The sequence below is a fragment of the Treponema paraluiscuniculi Cuniculi A genome (genome assembly GCF_000217655.1).
GTDB lineage: Bacteria > Spirochaetota > Spirochaetia > Treponematales > Treponemataceae > Treponema > Treponema pallidum.
Map to the genome: position 1 here is coordinate 527274 of NC_015714.1, position 14616 is coordinate 541889.

The window sequence follows — 14616 nt, forward strand, 5'->3', positions numbered from 1 at the left end:
ATGGTTCCTGCAAATGTTTTCGAGAACTTACGGGCACTGCAGGTGGTGCTTGCGCAGAAGAATCGCTTGGAAACCGAGATTGCAGAGGCGCCGAAGTTCTTAGTCGCTCAGGAAGAGTTGCTAACGCGTTGTAAAGAAAGTTTTATTGAAAAGAATGTCGAGTACGAATCTGTGCGCGAAGAAGTTGCCCGTCTGACCACCGAGTTGTGCAAGGCAGAGAAGCGGCGTGAGGATGCGGAAGTTGCGATGGACAACATTAGCACGCAGCGGGAGTACGATGCGCTCGATAGGGAGATTCAGGAGGCGAAGCGGCAGGAGGTTGCATTGCGCTCCGAGGTAGCGCGCTCGGATGTAGCTTATAAGCGTTTGGCAGAAGAAATTAAGCTTGATCAAGAAGACATTGTGCAGCAGGAGAGGGAGCTTACGGAGAACAAGGCTCGCGTCGACGCAGAGGTGCGTGGTAAAAGGGAGCAGGTGTTGCGTTTACAGGAGGAAGAGCGGCGTCTTTCTCCAGATCTTGACCGGGATGTACTCTTTAAGTTTGAGCGTATTATCAAAAGTAAGCAGGGCGTGGGTATCGTACCCGTGCGGGGGAACGTGTGTGCAGGGTGCCACATGATTTTGCCCGCGCAGTTTTCAACCGGCGTACGTGAAGGGAACAGTATCGTGTACTGCCCCTATTGCAGTCGGATTCTTTACTATGAGGAGACAGATGAGCCTGAGATGACCTTCTTTGATGAAGAGGACCTGGGCAGTCTGTCGGACCTTGTCTATCCAGAAGAATCTGGAGGATTTGGGGGAGGTGACCGGGAAGAGATATAGAGAGGTTGGTAAACGGGGTGACAGAGAACTGCAGATAGTCGCTGCGGGTTTCTCGCAGAGGAAAGTCCGGACTCCTTCGGAAATGATGCTAGTTAATTACTAGGCAGCGGCTCTCTGCAGTGCCGCTGACAGCAAGCGCCACAGAAAATATACCGCCTTTGGGTAAGGGTGAAAGGGCGAGGTAAGAGCTCACCGCGTTTTGGCGACAAAACGGCACGGCAAGCCTCATCAGGAGCAAGATCGAGCAGCAAAGGATATTCCGATCCTGTTTTGCGGGTTGATTGCATAAATTTATATAGCGATATATAAAGTGAGACAGATGATTATCCTTGACAGAATCCGGCTTACCAGTTCTCTGTTTTTTTAGAGTATCGATGGAATTTCTACTAAGGCGGAGCGGGCACCGGAGTTTCTTCCCGGGGCGGAGGAAACTGCCTAATTCCGTGTTCCTCTTTTCGGTCTTTTTCGCCCTGGTAGTGGGCGTGGGGGTTGGTGCGTGGCGTTACCGTCGGTACTACCGTGGGTTGCCGAGCGCGCGCAGCGTGTATGAGGACTGGAAGAATGGTAATTACAAAGCGGTGTACGATAAGGCGACTGAAATTCTCCAGAGGCGGGTGCTCGACGCTGAGATGCTTGCGCTGCATGGGTTTGCTGCCTACTATATCTTTTCAGAGCAGACTGACCTTTCTGTCAGTTACGACTACCTCAATAGTGCTATTGTGTCTTTGCGCCGCGCGTTGCATGTGGTGCGCCCTGCAGAAGTTCCCAACGTTTCTTATGTCCTTGGCAAAGCCTACTACCAGCGTGGGTATTACTACGCTGACTTGGCGGTGAAGTACCTGGATCTTGCCTATAACACAGGGTTCAGGGCTGCGGATTTGGCGGAGTTTCGTGGCATGTCTGCCTCTTTGCTCGGAGATATGCAAAAGGCGGTTGAGTCGTTCACGCAGGCTCTCGCTGCACAGCCCTCTGATCTTGTGCTCTACGCGCTGGCAGAGTGTTATGAAAAACTTTCTGATTTTTCGAAGGCGAAGCTGTATCTGTATGATACCATCGGGAAAACAAAGGATATTTTGCTTGAGCTAAAGTGCAGGAATAGGCTTGCTGCGCTGTATTTGTCTGAGCGCAACCTTGCAGAGGCTGAGCGAGAGCTGGATGTGGTTTTGCAAAAGGATGAGCGCTCTGCGGAGGCCCACTATCATCGCGGGGTTCTGTATGAGATGGGTTCGGATTTGGTAAGGGCGCGGGCGGAGTGGCGGCGTGCCCTGAGGCTGAATCCACTGCACGAGCCAACACGCGTGAAGCTGAACCTGAAATAGCTTGGAGGTGCCATGTTTTTTTTCAGACGATTTTCTGCTGACGTGGGTATCGATCTAGGCACGTGTAACACCATTATCTATGTGGAAGGAAGAGGGATTGTCGTCAATGAGCCGTCTGTGGTGGCAGTTGAGCGGGGAACGAAGTCAGTAGTTGCGGTAGGCTCGGACGCGAAGCGCATGTTGTGGAAAACTCCGGGAAATATCGTTGCGATACGGCCGTTGAAAGACGGCGTGATCGCGGACATGGATACTACCGAGAAGATGATTCGTTACTTTATTTCTAAAATTTTGCCGCGCCACAGGCTCATTAAACCGCGGATGGTCATCGGGATTCCCAGTTGTATCACGGATGTGGAGTGCAGAGCAGTGCACGAGAGTGCTAGTAAGGCCGGGGCTGGGGAGGTGGAGGTACTTGAGGAGTCACTTGCTGCAGCCATTGGCGCTAATATTCCCATAGAAGAACCGGCAGGGAACATGGTGTGTGATATCGGGGGGGGTACCACGGAGGTGTCGGTTATCTCGCTCTTGGGTATGGTGGTCACGAATGCAATTCGTGTTGGGGGCGATGAGTTTGATCAGGCCATTATCAAGCACGTGCGATCCGTTCACAATTTGATTATTGGGGAGCAGACTGCAGAGCGTTTGAAAATTGAAATAGGGAATGCTTCTCCGGAAAAGAATATTGAAAAGGTGGAGGTCAAGGGAACCGACGCCATCACCGGTCTTCCTCGCAGGCTTGAGATAGATTCTGTTGAAGTACGTGAGGCGCTCAAAGAGCCTATCACGCAGATAGTGGAAGAAATTAAGCGGACGCTTGCTCAAACGCCTCCTGAGTTGGCTGCGGATATCGTCGAACGGGGAATCGTCATGACAGGCGGAGGCTCTCTCCTCAAAGGTCTCCCTAAACTTATTTCTAAGGAAACGCATGTGCCGGTTATCCTTGCAGAGAATCCCATGAACTGTGTTGCTATCGGCGCAGGAAGGTACCACGAAGTCTACAAGGATATTTCAGGGGATCGTAGTCTGTATGCGGGACTGAATTCATGATTAGGTGGAAAAGGCTTTTTTTTTTAGAATAGACTCTGATCTATTCACCTTTATCGTGTTTTTGCTTGTTTCCTCAGGTCTCTTGGTCTTCTCAGGAGGGGAGCTGATTGTAAGCTTTAGGGATGTGGGGTTCTCCGTTACCTCCCGCGTGGAGAAGGCTGCAGCTTCGGTTTCTTTTTTTGTTACTCATACGGTCAAGACGTTGAAAACCCTCTCAGAGGTGCAAAGGCGGTACGAGGTCTTGCGCGAACAACTGAAAGACTACGAATTCTTGCAAGGATCACGCGAAAGTTTGAGAAAGGAAAATCAAAGGCTACGCGCCATGCTTGGGTTTTCCCGCGAGCTTTCAACGCGCAACATTCCTGCAGAGATTATAGGTTTTGACCCCGACAATTTGTACTCCGGTATTGTTGTTAGCAGGGGTGCGCGGCACGGGGTGCGCAAGAATATGCCTGTTGTTGCATTTCAAAGTGATACATTGGGGTTGGTTGGAAAAGTGGTGCAGGTTTCGCGTACCACGAGTATGATAGTGCCGCTTTATCACTACCAATTCTATGTTGCCGGAAAACTTGAGCGTGCTCAGTATCGGGGATTGATTAGCGGACAGGGGGGTAGCGACTTTCCCCTTCTAATGCGTTATGTGAAGAAGCACGGACAGGGAAGTATTCGTGTCGGCGACCTCGTGGTAACTTCGGGGGAAAATTATCCTTTCCCGAAAGATGTACCCGTCGGGAAGGTGCGGGACATTAAACTCCACGACCATGAAACTTCTCTTGAACTTTCTCTTGACCCCGTTTTAGACCTTTCCCGTTTGGAATACGTTTTTATCCTCGACTTGTCCTTGTCCCAAGAAGGACCGCACGGATGATACGGCTCATCGCCTGGTCTGTAGGTACCTCTTTTCTTTTTAGCATTGTAGAGATGGCAGTGTTCGTGCACGTTTCGTACTTATCCATTATGCCAGATCTCGTCTTGCTCGTAGTACTGTTCACGAGCATTCACAATGGCGTGGTGGCAGGGATATGGACTGGATTTATTGCAGGAATTATTTTTGACTTCCTTTCTATCTCTCCCTTTGGTTTGCATTCGTTCGTTTTCACCACTATAGGCTTCATGGTAGGAAAGGTGCAGGGAAGATATCATATCGATAGAGTATTCGCCCCCGCGATACTGGCAGGCTTTGCAATGATTTTCAAGGTGGGATTGGTGTTGGTATTGCGAGGAGTGTTTGGTCCAAATATCCAAGTGTATAGCGTGTTTTCACGGCAGCTTTGGATAGAAATGACGTTGAATATTGTGTTTGTCCCCTTTGTATTCGGGCTTTTGAATATGTTTCCGACCACTTTTCTTTATAAGAGGTTTTCTTCGTAGATGCGTTACTTTTCTCTCCTTCCTGATCGTCATATGCTTTTTAGGATAAAGGTTTTCACCTGGCTCGTCGTGCTGGTTATGCTGTTGTACATGCGGCAGCTGTTTGTCATTCAAATCGTGCGGGGGGATTCGTTCAAAAAAAAATCGCTGAACATATCTCAGCGTAGTAAAGTAATTCCTGCACAACGGGGGGAGATTTTTGATCGCCACGCGGATCTGCCCATGGTGCTGAATGTCAATTCGTTTGCAGTTGATATGATCCCCGGAGAGGTTCCGCCTGAGCAGTTCGATACGGTGCTCAACAAATTGTCGCATATTCTGCGCGTACCTATTTCGGATATTCGAAAGAAAATTCCTGATGCGGTCCGCCGTTCATTTCAAACGGTGGAGTTGCGCAGTAACGTGAGTTACGAGGACATCACTGCTATCGCCCAAATAATTGATGAACTGCCGGGCGTTTCTTGGTATTCAAAACCAGTGCGAAATTACGTTGAAACAGGATCATTCGCTCACGTTATCGGATATGTGGGGGAGATTACAAAAGAAGAGCTCAAACGATTTTACAGTAAAGGGTACAGGCCCAACAGTCTCATTGGAAAGGCTGGAATTGAAAAAGAATACGACGAGGTCCTGAGAGGGAAAGAAGGACACGAGTACCGGACCGTCGATGCCCGTGGGCGATACATAGAAAACACTTCGGTTACTAACCCTCCTCGCATGGGTAATAACCTCGTGCTCACCATCGATCGGCGTATACAAAAACTTGCAGAAGACGCGCTCGGTCCTCGTATCGGAGCGGCAGTGGTACTGAAACCGACAACGGGAGAAGTACTTGCTATGGTATCTTATCCGTACTTTGACCAAAACATTTTCACTCAGCATAACGCCCACGAACTGTATGCGCAGCTTTCACATGATACACGGTTCCCTCTGCTTAACCGTGTTGTGAATGCAAGTTACCCGCCTGCGTCGACGTTCAAGATTGTCATGTCAACCGCTATTTTGGCAGAGAAAGCATTCCCCCATGAAAAGACGGTGGACTGTCCAGGAGAGATCGAGTATGGCAATCGCTTATTTCGCTGTCATATCAGAAAGCCTGGGCACGGCAAGGTAGATCTCCGTCGTGCGCTTGAGCAGTCGTGTGATATTTATTACTGGACAGTCTGTCGAGACTATCTTGGCATCGACCGCATGATTTCGTACATCAACGATTTTGGATTTGGCAAATCGGCGCGCATCGATTTACCCAGTCAAACAGAGGGTATGGTTCCAACACCGAAATGGAAAGAACGTCGGTTTCATGAAAAATGGTTGGATGGAGACACTATGAATCTCGCTATCGGGCAGGGTTACATGCTTGTTTCGCCTCTGCAGGTGGCAAACATGGTCGCGATGACCGTTAACAATGGCGTCATTTATCGACCCCATTTACTCAAGGAAATTCAGGACTCTCGTACTAACGAAGTGCTATTTAGGCATAAACCTGAGGTATTAAAGACAGCAAAAATTCCTGCAGAGATATTCGAGCACGTGCGCGCAGATATGCATTCGGTTGTCACGCGTGGCTCCTCCCAGTATGCAATGAAAAATAAGACCGTGTCCCTGGCAGGGAAAACTGGTACTGCAGAAGTAGGTTTTCACAATCGGTGGCATTCGTGGATGGCAGCGTATGGGCCTTATGATCGCCCCCCGGATGAAGCGGTGGTCGTTGTGGTACTGGTAGAGGCAAGAAACGAATGGGAATGGTGGGCGCCGTTTGCGACCAATATCATTTTTCAGGGTATTTTTGCGAATGAGGATTATGAGCAAGCAGTTGAGTCGCTCAAGTCGTACGGCATTTCCCTTGGGGTGCCGGCAAGGAGTCGGCAGGAATGAGGATTCGCGGTGTCAGTGATTTTGACTACCTATTGCTTCTGACCATGCTGGCGTTGACCAGCATTGGTATCTTGTTCATCTATTCTTCCGGGGTAAATTCAGAGGGACACGTTATTTCCAGAGAATACCTAAAACAAATAGTGTGGGCCGTCATGGGTGTGGTGCTCATGCTTTCTGTGAGCATGTACGACTACCACAGGTTCAAGGATAGAACAACGCTTATTTTTGCAGGTTTTATATTGCTGCTGATATACACGCGGTTGTTTGGGCGGTATGTAAATGGTGCAAAAAGCTGGATCGGTGTGGGAGAATTCGGCATTCAGATTTCTGAGTTTGCAAAGATCGCGTACATATTATACTTAGCGCACTATCTTGTTTATTCTCAGAGTGAGCCTATGCTTAAGCGCTTTGCGAAAGCGGGGGTGATTACCTTGCTGCCCATGGCGCTCATATTGTCTCAGCCGGATCTCGGCACTGCATCCGTGTACCTGCCGATTTTTCTCGTTATGTGTTTTATTGCAGGATTTCCTCTCCGTTTGATTTTCGCGGTGGTTTGTGTGGTCCTCCTGACTTTGCTCTTTACACTGTTGCCCCTTTGGGAGCAAACCTTTTTGCAATACCAGGGGGTGGCTACGCGCATTGCAGATTCGCGTATGCTGTCGCTGTTTGTGTTTTTTTCTCTCAGCGCTACGTCTGCGGTAGCGGTGGTAGGGTACCTGCTCTCTGGGAGAAAATACTACTACTGGATTACTTACGCTTTGGGAATGGTGAGTATTTCTTATGGCGCATCGCTGCTGGGAGTTCGGGTTTTAAAACCGTATCAGATGATGCGCCTGATCATTTTTCTCAATCCCGAGGTAGATCCACTCAAAGCGGGATGGCACATTATCCAGTCAATGATCGCTATTGGCAGTGGCGGTGCGTTTGGAATGGGGTACTTGAGAGGACCGCAGAGCCATTATCGATTTTTACCGCAGCAGAGTACTGATTTTATCTTCAGCATTCTTTCTGAAGAGTGGGGTTTTGTTGGCGGGGTGATAGTGTTTGGTTTGTATCTGTTGTTCTTTCTGCATACGCTTTCCATCATGGGTCACGTTGATGATTTGTACGGTAAGCTCATCGCAAGCGGTGTGTTGGGTATGTTCCTTTTTCACTTTGTAGTTAACGTGGGCATGACCATGGGAATCATGCCCATTACGGGTATTCCTCTGTTGCTCCTTTCGTATGGTGGATCGTCTCTGTGGACCGCGATGATTGCAACGGGACTCTTGATGAGTATCAATGCAAGGCAGTTGTAAATAGAGTAAGGAAAGGACATTTGGTATGAAGGTGGTTCTCTTTTATGATCAAGGAAGAGCGCATTCAGTTGCTGCGATATGCGAGGTGCTTTGTGCACAAGGATGCGCGGTAACACCGCATGCGATTGAGCAGGTGTGGAACGACACATCACCGTGCAGTACGCCTTTGGCGTTGGTACAGGATGCAACGCATGTGTTTTTTTTGTACGCGCATGAGCCCATGCGCGATCCGGCTTTTATTTTCTTTTCTGGAGTTGCTTGTGGGCGTGGTATGCACGTGCTGCTCTTGGCTACAACAACGGAGGTCAGGGATATCCATGTATTTCGCGACTTGGTCTTTTTACTTGAGGAGGAGACGTTTGAGGATTTCTTTCGTGTCGAGCACGAGAGATTTGTAAGGCAGAAGAAGAAGCGTGTCGCACGCACTGCGCTGTTAGAGCGCGGTTATCCATGTTTTGAAGAAAATTTCATCGCGACAGTCGTGGATGGGAATATTGATATTGTCAATCTCTTTTTGGATGCAGGATTTAGCGCTGCGTTAAAAGACGCACGCGGTACGCCTGTGTTGTCTTTGGCAGTGCGGGAGGGTCAGGATGAGATGGCAGCGCAACTTATTGCGCGCGGTGCGCCAGTAGATCAGTTATCTGACGATCGCGCGTATTCTGCGCTGATGGAAGCAGCTCAAATTGGGAACCGAACTGTTGCGCGTCTGCTCTTGCATGCAGGAGCGGATCCAAACGTGCGAGGTTCAAATGGTCAAACGGCGCTGGTGTTGGCAGTGGGTAGGAAAGATCATGTATTAATTCGGCTATTGATGGATCATGGTGCAAATCCGTACCTGGAGGATAAGTTGGGCTTGTCGGCACAGGGGTACGCAAAGCTCTTCAACGATCCTACTCTGTGTACGCTGGTGGGCGTGTAGTGAGGAGCGCATTTGCAAGAGGAAAAGTATGCTACTTAATCGGAAGTGTATTGTGGGGCAGTGTTTCATGCACACAGCCCCGCGTCCAGAAGTGGGTGCAGAACGATGGAAAGGTGAATGTTCACAGTCCGCAGGAGCGTGCGGGCGTTGTCGCCACCTTCGGCACCGTGCGCATCACGCGCTCAGACTATGAGCGTACAAAGGCAGAATTGCAAGATGTGGTGGCGCATTTGAATCGTATCACTGCCGAACGTGACTATCACAAGTGGCTTGTGCATCTTTCCGACGCATATCGGCGCACGTACTCAATGCCTGACATATTGCAGCAGAGCTCGGACGCCCTGCCAAAGAAGGGTGTTCGTTTGCGGCACCTACGCGATTATTTTATACACGTGTTCGTGCCGTCGCGGCAAAACGTGCGGGTGGACTCCATTGTCTTCGAGAGCCCGACCCGAGTGGATGTAATCATGAACCATGGAGGGAAGGCACTACTCGTGTACAAGATTGAGAAGATACACTCGGCGTGGAAGTTACTCCCCTAGAGACAGGGAGAGCGCGTTCGCACCAGAAGGCGAGCACGGCCGCTCAGCCACACGCGGCCGACGAGAAGATGACAGGAAGCACTGCACGGCGCTATCTCTCACAGGATCATCAGTCCGTTTAGGCATATGCCTACGAACTGAGTCCTCCGAGTGCAGAGCCGAGCGTTACGGCGTTTTCAAGTGAAATGATATCGAAATACACACCGCGCTCCTCAGTCAAAAAGGCTTGCAGGTGGGAAGTAACCCGGGTGCGTAGGCGGTAGGTGCGTTGGAACGTGGTGCCTTCTGCGAGCACGCACACGGGACGAAGCGGATCATACCCAGCACCGCTTTTTAATACTGAGGCGGCGATTACTCCCGCAGCGATGCGTGCTGCACGTGCAACTACCGCATCGAGCAAAAGAAAGAGAATCTCTCGGTCTGTGTCGGTGCCCGGTGCGAGCAACGCGCCCAACGTGGTGGTGGACACAGAGGGAGCAAATAAAAAACGATCCATATCCACGAGTGTAAAGGAAACCGTACTGAGTGCAGCGTGTACTGCGTGTGAGAAAAGACCTTCTTGTGCCGCAAGCCGCACGACAACGGAAGCAAGGGGACCGAGGTAGGTGCCCGAGGACATCTTCTCTAGGTGTGCAATATCCGGCTCGGCAGTAGTTTGAGTGAATAATTCGTCAAAGACACTGCGCGGTACTTTGTTGCTTTTTCCCGATTCGCACACTACCACCTGAGGTGTGTGATGCGCAGGAATTTTAGGAATAGGGTCTGGCTCCAGATACGCAGAATTCATTCCAGTGCCAAGAATAAAACCTACGTATGAACTGAACGAACACCCCTCTGGTGCCGCAAAAAAACCTGCAAGCAGCGCACTCGTTGCGTCATTGAGCATTTTGAGAGAACGGAGTTCAGGCCAGTTCCGAGCACTTAGCGCTTCTGTCAAAGCAGCACCGACACACGTGCCGATGACCTCAGCAGCTTTGATTTCCTTCGCAAACTGAATAACCTCACCGTCACCGTCAGGTCTGATACGAATAGGGTAAGAGAAACAAAAGCCAATGCAGTCCGCTGCACCTTTCAGACGTGCCAGGTTGTCTGCAATTTCTCCAAAAAACTCTGTCCTTGAGTACTCACGGGTGGTACCGGGCATGGGACGTTTTTCTAAATTCTCGATGTGAGGTGTGCCACTGTCGCCGAAGCGTACGAGGCACGAGCGAAAGTTGGTTCCTCCAGCGTCGATAACTATCACGCGTCGGTTGCAGGGGGATACACGGGGGGGCGCCACCCAAGTGGGAATCATCGCAAGTGCACTCCCCATACGGGGAGGAAGCTGCGCCTCTTCCTCTAAGCCGCGCACCATATCTGCGCGCAACACGTCGACAACCGTGCGGACGGAAGGTCCCTGGACATCAAAGTGAAAGCGCCCAAAAAATGCAGAAACAAGATCGCGTGTACGTGTATGCTGATCCATACGCGCCCTCCCTGGTCGGCTGCCAGGGTAGCACGGATAGCTCGTTTAGGAAACCGTTCCTGCAAAAAAGGGGTGTCGGCGTATGGGGCAGGGAGTTTATATCTAAAGACAGGGCCTATGCGGAACGAGTACGGCAAACGGAGTGTTCCTTGTAGGGTGAACCCGGCGGACCCAGTGACTGCACAGTCAATCCCCTGCTACGCCCCTGTTGTGTTCGGCGACTTGGATATCTTCCTAGAGGTTTGGACTGATTGAAGGAAATGTTGAGCGAAAAGAGGAGGTGCGTGGGACGCGACGATACGATTCATCTTGATCCTTTTTGCATGATATGTGATCCTGGGGGGAGGGTGTCGGAGGACGGGCCATTAGCTCAGTTGGTAGAGCAACAGACTCTTAATCTGTGGGTCGCAGGTTCGAAGCCTGCATGGCTCAGGGGCGGTTGGGTGTCTGCATCCTGTTGGGCGAGTTTTTGCTTGCCGCATCTCTTCCGTGCGAGAGTGGTGGAATCGGCAGACACGCTAGACTTAGGATCTAGTGCCTCTGGCATGAGGGTTCAAGTCCCTCCTCTCGCAGGGCGCCTGTGCGGGAATAGCTCAGTGGTAGAGCGCCACCTTGCCAAGGTGGAAGTCGCGGGTTCGATCCCCGTTTCCCGCTTTTTCAGCGCTTTGCTGCATCCTGCTTGGACCGTGCGAGGCGTTGCGGACGTAGGTATTTCTTCCTAAGGATCTGGGCTTGTGGAACTTCAAAAAAAATTCACCGCGCTTGCACAATCTCAGGTTGAGCTAGAGGTGGTCGTCGCACGCGAGGATGCGCAGCGGCATTATCAGCGTTTTGTTGAGGAATATCTTGAGCGTGCGCGGCTTCCTGGTTTCCGCAAGGGGAAAGTTCCTCTTGCAGTGCTTGAGCGGAAGTATGGAAGTGCTATTCGGCAAGATGCAGCGGCGTCCCTCATGGAAAAAGCTCTGGAGGAGGGGTTTGCCCAGGCGTCGCAGGACAGTCAGCCTCTTCCTATCTCCCGTCCTTCGCTTAAGAAAAAGCCAGTGTTCGATCCTGACGAGGATTTCTCTTTTGCTGTCATATACGACGTATTTCCTTCCGTTGAACTACGCAACACATCGGGCTTTTCGCTGTCCGTGCCCACTGTGTCGGTCACAGAAGAGGACGTCTCTCGAGAGTTAACGCGTATTCAGGAGCGCAATGCGCTGGTTACTGATAAGGGTGCAGATTCGTGTGCAGAGGTAGGGGACATTGCCACCGTCGATTATCACGAGGTTGACGATTCAGGTGCCGTTCGTCCGGGTACTGAGCGCGCCGGCGTTGTCTTTACGCTTGGGGTGGAGGAAGGTCCCTTTGCGCTTGGGCAAGATATATTGGGTATGAAATTAGGACAGCGGTGTCTCTTTGCTAAAAGGGCCGGTATGCTGAAGGACGAAGCCGCTCAGGTGAGGGTAACGCTTAAGGCGCTCAAGCAGCGTCAGTTGCCGAGTCTTGATGATGAGCTTGCGCAAGATGTGAGCGATGCTTTTCGCACACTTGACGATCTGACGCGGAGTGTGCGGCAAAACCTCGCGGAAGCGTTGGAGGCAGCGCTGCACGAGTATAAGAGGCGGCAGCTGTTGCGTATATTGGTGCGGGAGAATCCTTTTTCTCTGCCGGAATCTTTGGTTGTGGGGGAGATGGAGTCTCGTTGGGCGTTGGTGATGCGTCAGTTTGGGGTGAGCCTGTCGGGCACCCCGCAGAATAAGCTGCAGTTTTTTCAGCAGTGGCGTCCGGAGGTGGAAGAGCACCTGAAGCAGCGTGTGATTGTTGAGCTCCTTCTTAAGCAGGAGCAGGTGTCTGTTTCTGCTGAGGAAATTGAGACGGAATACGTACGCATTGCGTCCAAAACAGGTTCCAAAGAGGAGCGGGTACGCGAGTATTATGCAGGGGAGGAAAAACAGCGTGCGCTGTGTGAAGGAATACGAGAACGGAAGCTGTGCCAGAAATTGCTCGGACGATGTGTGACTGAGTGTGGGCCGGAGCAGTCTTTGACTGACTTTCTTCAGGAGCAGTCCCGTGCGTGAACGTATGTATAATCTGGTTCCCTACGTGATTGAACAGTCGGGTGGTGGAGAGCGGAGCTATGACATTTTTTCCCGCTTGTTGAAGGACCGTATTATTTTCGTAGACGGGGAGATCACTGACGCGGTGGCGGATTTAGTTGTGGCGCAGTTACTTTTTCTAGAGTCTCAGAATCCAGATAAGGATATCAGCCTGTACATTAATAGTCCTGGCGGGGCGGTTACTGCAGGGCTTGCAGTGTACGATACGATGCAGCACATTTGCCCTGAGGTGCAGACCATTTGCTTAGGACAGGCTTCGAGTATGGCAGCAGTGTTACTGGCAGGAGGTGCGCCTGGCAAGCGTTTTGCGCTTCCGTCTTCTCGAGTGATGATCCATCAACCGTGGGGTGGCGTACAGGGGCAGGCAAGTGATGTGTGCATCCAGGCGCAGGAGATCCTGCGCCTGAAGACGCTGACGATTGCGTATTTCGCGTTGCACACTGGGCAGTCAGAGGAGCAAGTGCGGGAGGATATGGAGCGAGATTTCTTCCTTTCCGCGGAGCAGGCGTGTTCGTATGGTATCGTAGATACGGTAATGAAGAGGAGAAAGCATGCTCAGGTCTAAGGGAGATCTGGTATTGGACTGCTCTTTCTGTGGAAAAAAAGAAGATGAGCGACGCCGGATTGTGACCGGTCATGGGGTTTCTATTTGCAATTATTGTGTGGAGCGGTGTGCAGAATACTTGCGTGATCGCAAGCCGTCGGCACTTGCGCTCATGACCAAAGAGGAGATTCCAACTCCTTTAGAGTTGAAAGCTTACCTTGATCAGTACGTTATTGGGCAGGATTTGGCCAAGCGGGTGCTATCGGTTGCGGTGTACAACCACTACAAACGGGTGGCAGGTAGGTCTTTGGATATCGATTCGGTATTGATTGAAAAATCTAACGTGCTGCTTATTGGGCCGACAGGTTCAGGCAAAACGCTGTTGGCTAAGACACTTTCTCAGAAAATGAAGGTCCCCTTTGCGATAGCAGATGCTACTACGCTCACCGAGGCCGGTTATGTGGGTGAGGACGTAGAGAATATCTTATTAAAGCTCGTTCAGAATGCGAACGGAGATGTTGCCCTCGCAGAACGGGGGATTATCTTCATTGATGAAATCGATAAGATTTCGCGTAAGAGCGAGAACGTGTCTATTACGCGTGATGTGTCGGGTGAAGGGGTTCAGCAGGCGCTTTTGAAAATAATTGAGGGAACGATAGCATCGGTGCCTCCGCAGGGGGGTCGCAAGCATCCAAACCAAGACATGCTCAGGGTGGATACATCGAACATTTTGTTCATCTGTGGTGGTGCGTTCGTTGGGTTAGATGGTATTGTCGGTACGAGAGTATGTAAGAATCCGGTTGGCTTTGGAGCAGATGTAAAAACGGTAAAGGAGCGAGGTCTGCAACTGATGCACGAGGACGTCATTCCGGATGATTTGGTGAAATTTGGATTAATCCCAGAGATTATTGGCCGTCTGCCGGTGACGGTCGCCTTGGATGCTCTTTCTAAAGAGGATCTGCGCAATATCTTGGTACGACCGCGAAATGCTATTGTCCGTCAGTTTGAAGCGTTATTCGCGTTGGATGACGTGCGTCTTGTCTTTGATGAGGACGCTTTGGACGCAATAGCTCAGCAGGCAATTGATCAAAAAACGGGGGCGCGGGGTTTGCGCTCTATTGTGGAAAGGTTAATGCTTGATGCTATGTTTGAGGCACCGTCTCTGAAAGGGAAAAAGGAGCTATGCATTACGAAGAAGGTAGTTACACAAGAGGAAAAAGCCAGCGTTCGCCTTGTTTCTGAACGTACTGCGTGATGGTGTGGTGACCCGGGGGATACGTGTGAAAGACTTTACTTTTCCCCGTTTGTT

Annotated in this window: 13 protein-coding genes, 3 tRNA genes and 1 other RNA gene; 16 read left to right on the forward strand and 1 reads right to left on the reverse strand. The window is 50.8% G+C overall.

Going from position 1 to position 14616, the window contains the following annotated elements; genetic code table 11:
* The 10 genes from TPCCA_RS02405 (at position 1) to TPCCA_RS02445 (ending at position 9196) form a co-directional block, all read left to right on the forward strand.
* On the forward strand, positions 1–822 hold the full coding sequence (locus TPCCA_RS02405) for a zinc ribbon domain-containing protein (RefSeq protein ID WP_010881943.1): 822 nt from the start codon (positions 1–3) through the stop codon (positions 820–822).
* A gap of 20 nt (positions 823–842) precedes the next feature.
* An RNA gene (rnpB, locus tag TPCCA_RS05150) (RNase P RNA component class A) lies at positions 843–1185 on the forward strand.
* Between the two features lie 80 nt (positions 1186–1265).
* Positions 1266–2141: a tetratricopeptide repeat protein gene (locus TPCCA_RS02410; protein ID WP_083815502.1), complete on the forward strand. Its 876-nt coding sequence runs from the start codon at positions 1266–1268 to the stop codon at positions 2139–2141.
* A 12-nt stretch (positions 2142–2153) separates the two neighbouring features.
* Complete coding sequence (locus TPCCA_RS02415) at positions 2154–3188, forward strand: rod shape-determining protein (protein WP_013945138.1); 1035 nt, start codon at positions 2154–2156, stop codon at positions 3186–3188.
* A 4-nt stretch (positions 3189–3192) separates the two neighbouring features.
* Positions 3193–4056, forward strand: a complete 864-nt coding sequence (mreC, locus tag TPCCA_RS02420) for a rod shape-determining protein MreC (protein WP_013945139.1) — start codon at positions 3193–3195, stop codon at positions 4054–4056.
* Entirely contained in the window at positions 4053–4559 is a 507-nt protein-coding gene (mreD, locus tag TPCCA_RS02425; protein WP_013945140.1) for a rod shape-determining protein MreD, read from the forward strand. The genes mreC and mreD overlap by 4 nt, the downstream gene beginning before the upstream one ends.
* Positions 4560–6434 carry a penicillin-binding protein 2 gene (gene mrdA / locus TPCCA_RS02430; RefSeq protein WP_013945141.1) on the forward strand — a complete coding sequence of 625 codons (1875 nt, stop codon included), beginning with the start codon at positions 4560–4562 and terminating at the stop codon, positions 6432–6434.
* Positions 6431–7732 carry a rod shape-determining protein RodA gene (rodA, locus tag TPCCA_RS02435; protein ID WP_013945142.1) on the forward strand — a complete coding sequence of 434 codons (1302 nt, stop codon included), beginning with the start codon at positions 6431–6433 and terminating at the stop codon, positions 7730–7732. Before mrdA ends, rodA begins: the two co-directional genes overlap by 4 nt.
* Before the next feature lie 25 nt (positions 7733–7757).
* Positions 7758–8654 (forward strand): ankyrin repeat domain-containing protein, encoded by an 897-nt coding sequence (locus TPCCA_RS02440; protein WP_013945143.1) that lies wholly within the window; start codon positions 7758–7760, stop codon positions 8652–8654.
* The gene (locus tag TPCCA_RS02445) at positions 8633–9196 is read left to right on the forward strand and encodes a hypothetical protein (RefSeq protein WP_013945144.1); all 564 of its coding nucleotides are present in this window, start codon (positions 8633–8635) and stop codon (positions 9194–9196) included. Before TPCCA_RS02440 ends, TPCCA_RS02445 begins: the two co-directional genes overlap by 22 nt.
* A 130-nt stretch (positions 9197–9326) precedes the next feature.
* On the opposite strand, the gene TPCCA_RS02450 is transcribed toward TPCCA_RS02445, so the two are convergent.
* Positions 9327–10661, reverse strand: a complete 1335-nt coding sequence (locus tag TPCCA_RS02450) for a hexokinase family protein (RefSeq protein ID WP_013945145.1) — start codon at positions 10659–10661, stop codon at positions 9327–9329.
* 359 nt (positions 10662–11020) lie between these two features.
* On the opposite strand from TPCCA_RS02450, the gene TPCCA_RS02455 reads away from it, so the two are divergent.
* The 6 genes from TPCCA_RS02455 (at position 11021) to clpX (ending at position 14562) form a co-directional block, all read left to right on the forward strand.
* Positions 11021–11093 (forward strand) — tRNA-Lys (locus TPCCA_RS02455).
* A 59-nt stretch (positions 11094–11152) separates the two neighbouring features.
* Positions 11153–11233 (forward strand) — tRNA-Leu (locus TPCCA_RS02460).
* A 10-nt stretch (positions 11234–11243) separates the two neighbouring features.
* Positions 11244–11315, forward strand: a tRNA-Gly gene (locus TPCCA_RS02465).
* An 80-nt stretch (positions 11316–11395) separates the two neighbouring features.
* Positions 11396–12724: a trigger factor gene (gene tig / locus TPCCA_RS02470; protein ID WP_013945146.1), complete on the forward strand. Its 1329-nt coding sequence runs from the start codon at positions 11396–11398 to the stop codon at positions 12722–12724.
* Between the two features lie 4 nt (positions 12725–12728).
* Positions 12729–13328, forward strand: coding sequence for an ATP-dependent Clp protease proteolytic subunit (locus tag TPCCA_RS02475; protein WP_144011665.1), 600 nt, complete (start codon positions 12729–12731; stop codon positions 13326–13328).
* A complete protein-coding gene (gene clpX, locus TPCCA_RS02480; RefSeq protein ID WP_013945148.1) occupies positions 13315–14562 on the forward strand; it encodes an ATP-dependent Clp protease ATP-binding subunit ClpX in 1248 nt (415 codons plus the stop codon). Before TPCCA_RS02475 ends, clpX begins: the two co-directional genes overlap by 14 nt.
* Positions 14563–14616: the final 54 nt, after the last annotated feature.

Coding starts and splice junctions, on each gene's coding strand:
- rodA (WP_013945142.1), top strand. CDS start 6,431: ATGAGGATTCGCGGTGTCAGTGATTTTGACTACCTATTGCTTCTGACC.
- TPCCA_RS02475 (WP_144011665.1), top strand. CDS start 12,729: ATGTATAATCTGGTTCCCTACGTGATTGAACAGTCGGGTGGTGGAGAG.
- mrdA (WP_013945141.1), top strand. CDS start 4,560: ATGCGTTACTTTTCTCTCCTTCCTGATCGTCATATGCTTTTTAGGATA.
- TPCCA_RS02440 (WP_013945143.1), top strand. CDS start 7,758: ATGAAGGTGGTTCTCTTTTATGATCAAGGAAGAGCGCATTCAGTTGCT.
- clpX (WP_013945148.1), top strand. CDS start 13,315: ATGCTCAGGTCTAAGGGAGATCTGGTATTGGACTGCTCTTTCTGTGGA.
- TPCCA_RS02415 (WP_013945138.1), top strand. CDS start 2,154: ATGTTTTTTTTCAGACGATTTTCTGCTGACGTGGGTATCGATCTAGGC.
- TPCCA_RS02405 (WP_010881943.1), top strand. CDS start 1: ATGGTTCCTGCAAATGTTTTCGAGAACTTACGGGCACTGCAGGTGGTG.
- mreD (WP_013945140.1), top strand. CDS start 4,053: ATGATACGGCTCATCGCCTGGTCTGTAGGTACCTCTTTTCTTTTTAGC.
- TPCCA_RS02450 (WP_013945145.1), bottom strand. CDS start 10,661: ATGGATCAGCATACACGTACACGCGATCTTGTTTCTGCATTTTTTGGG.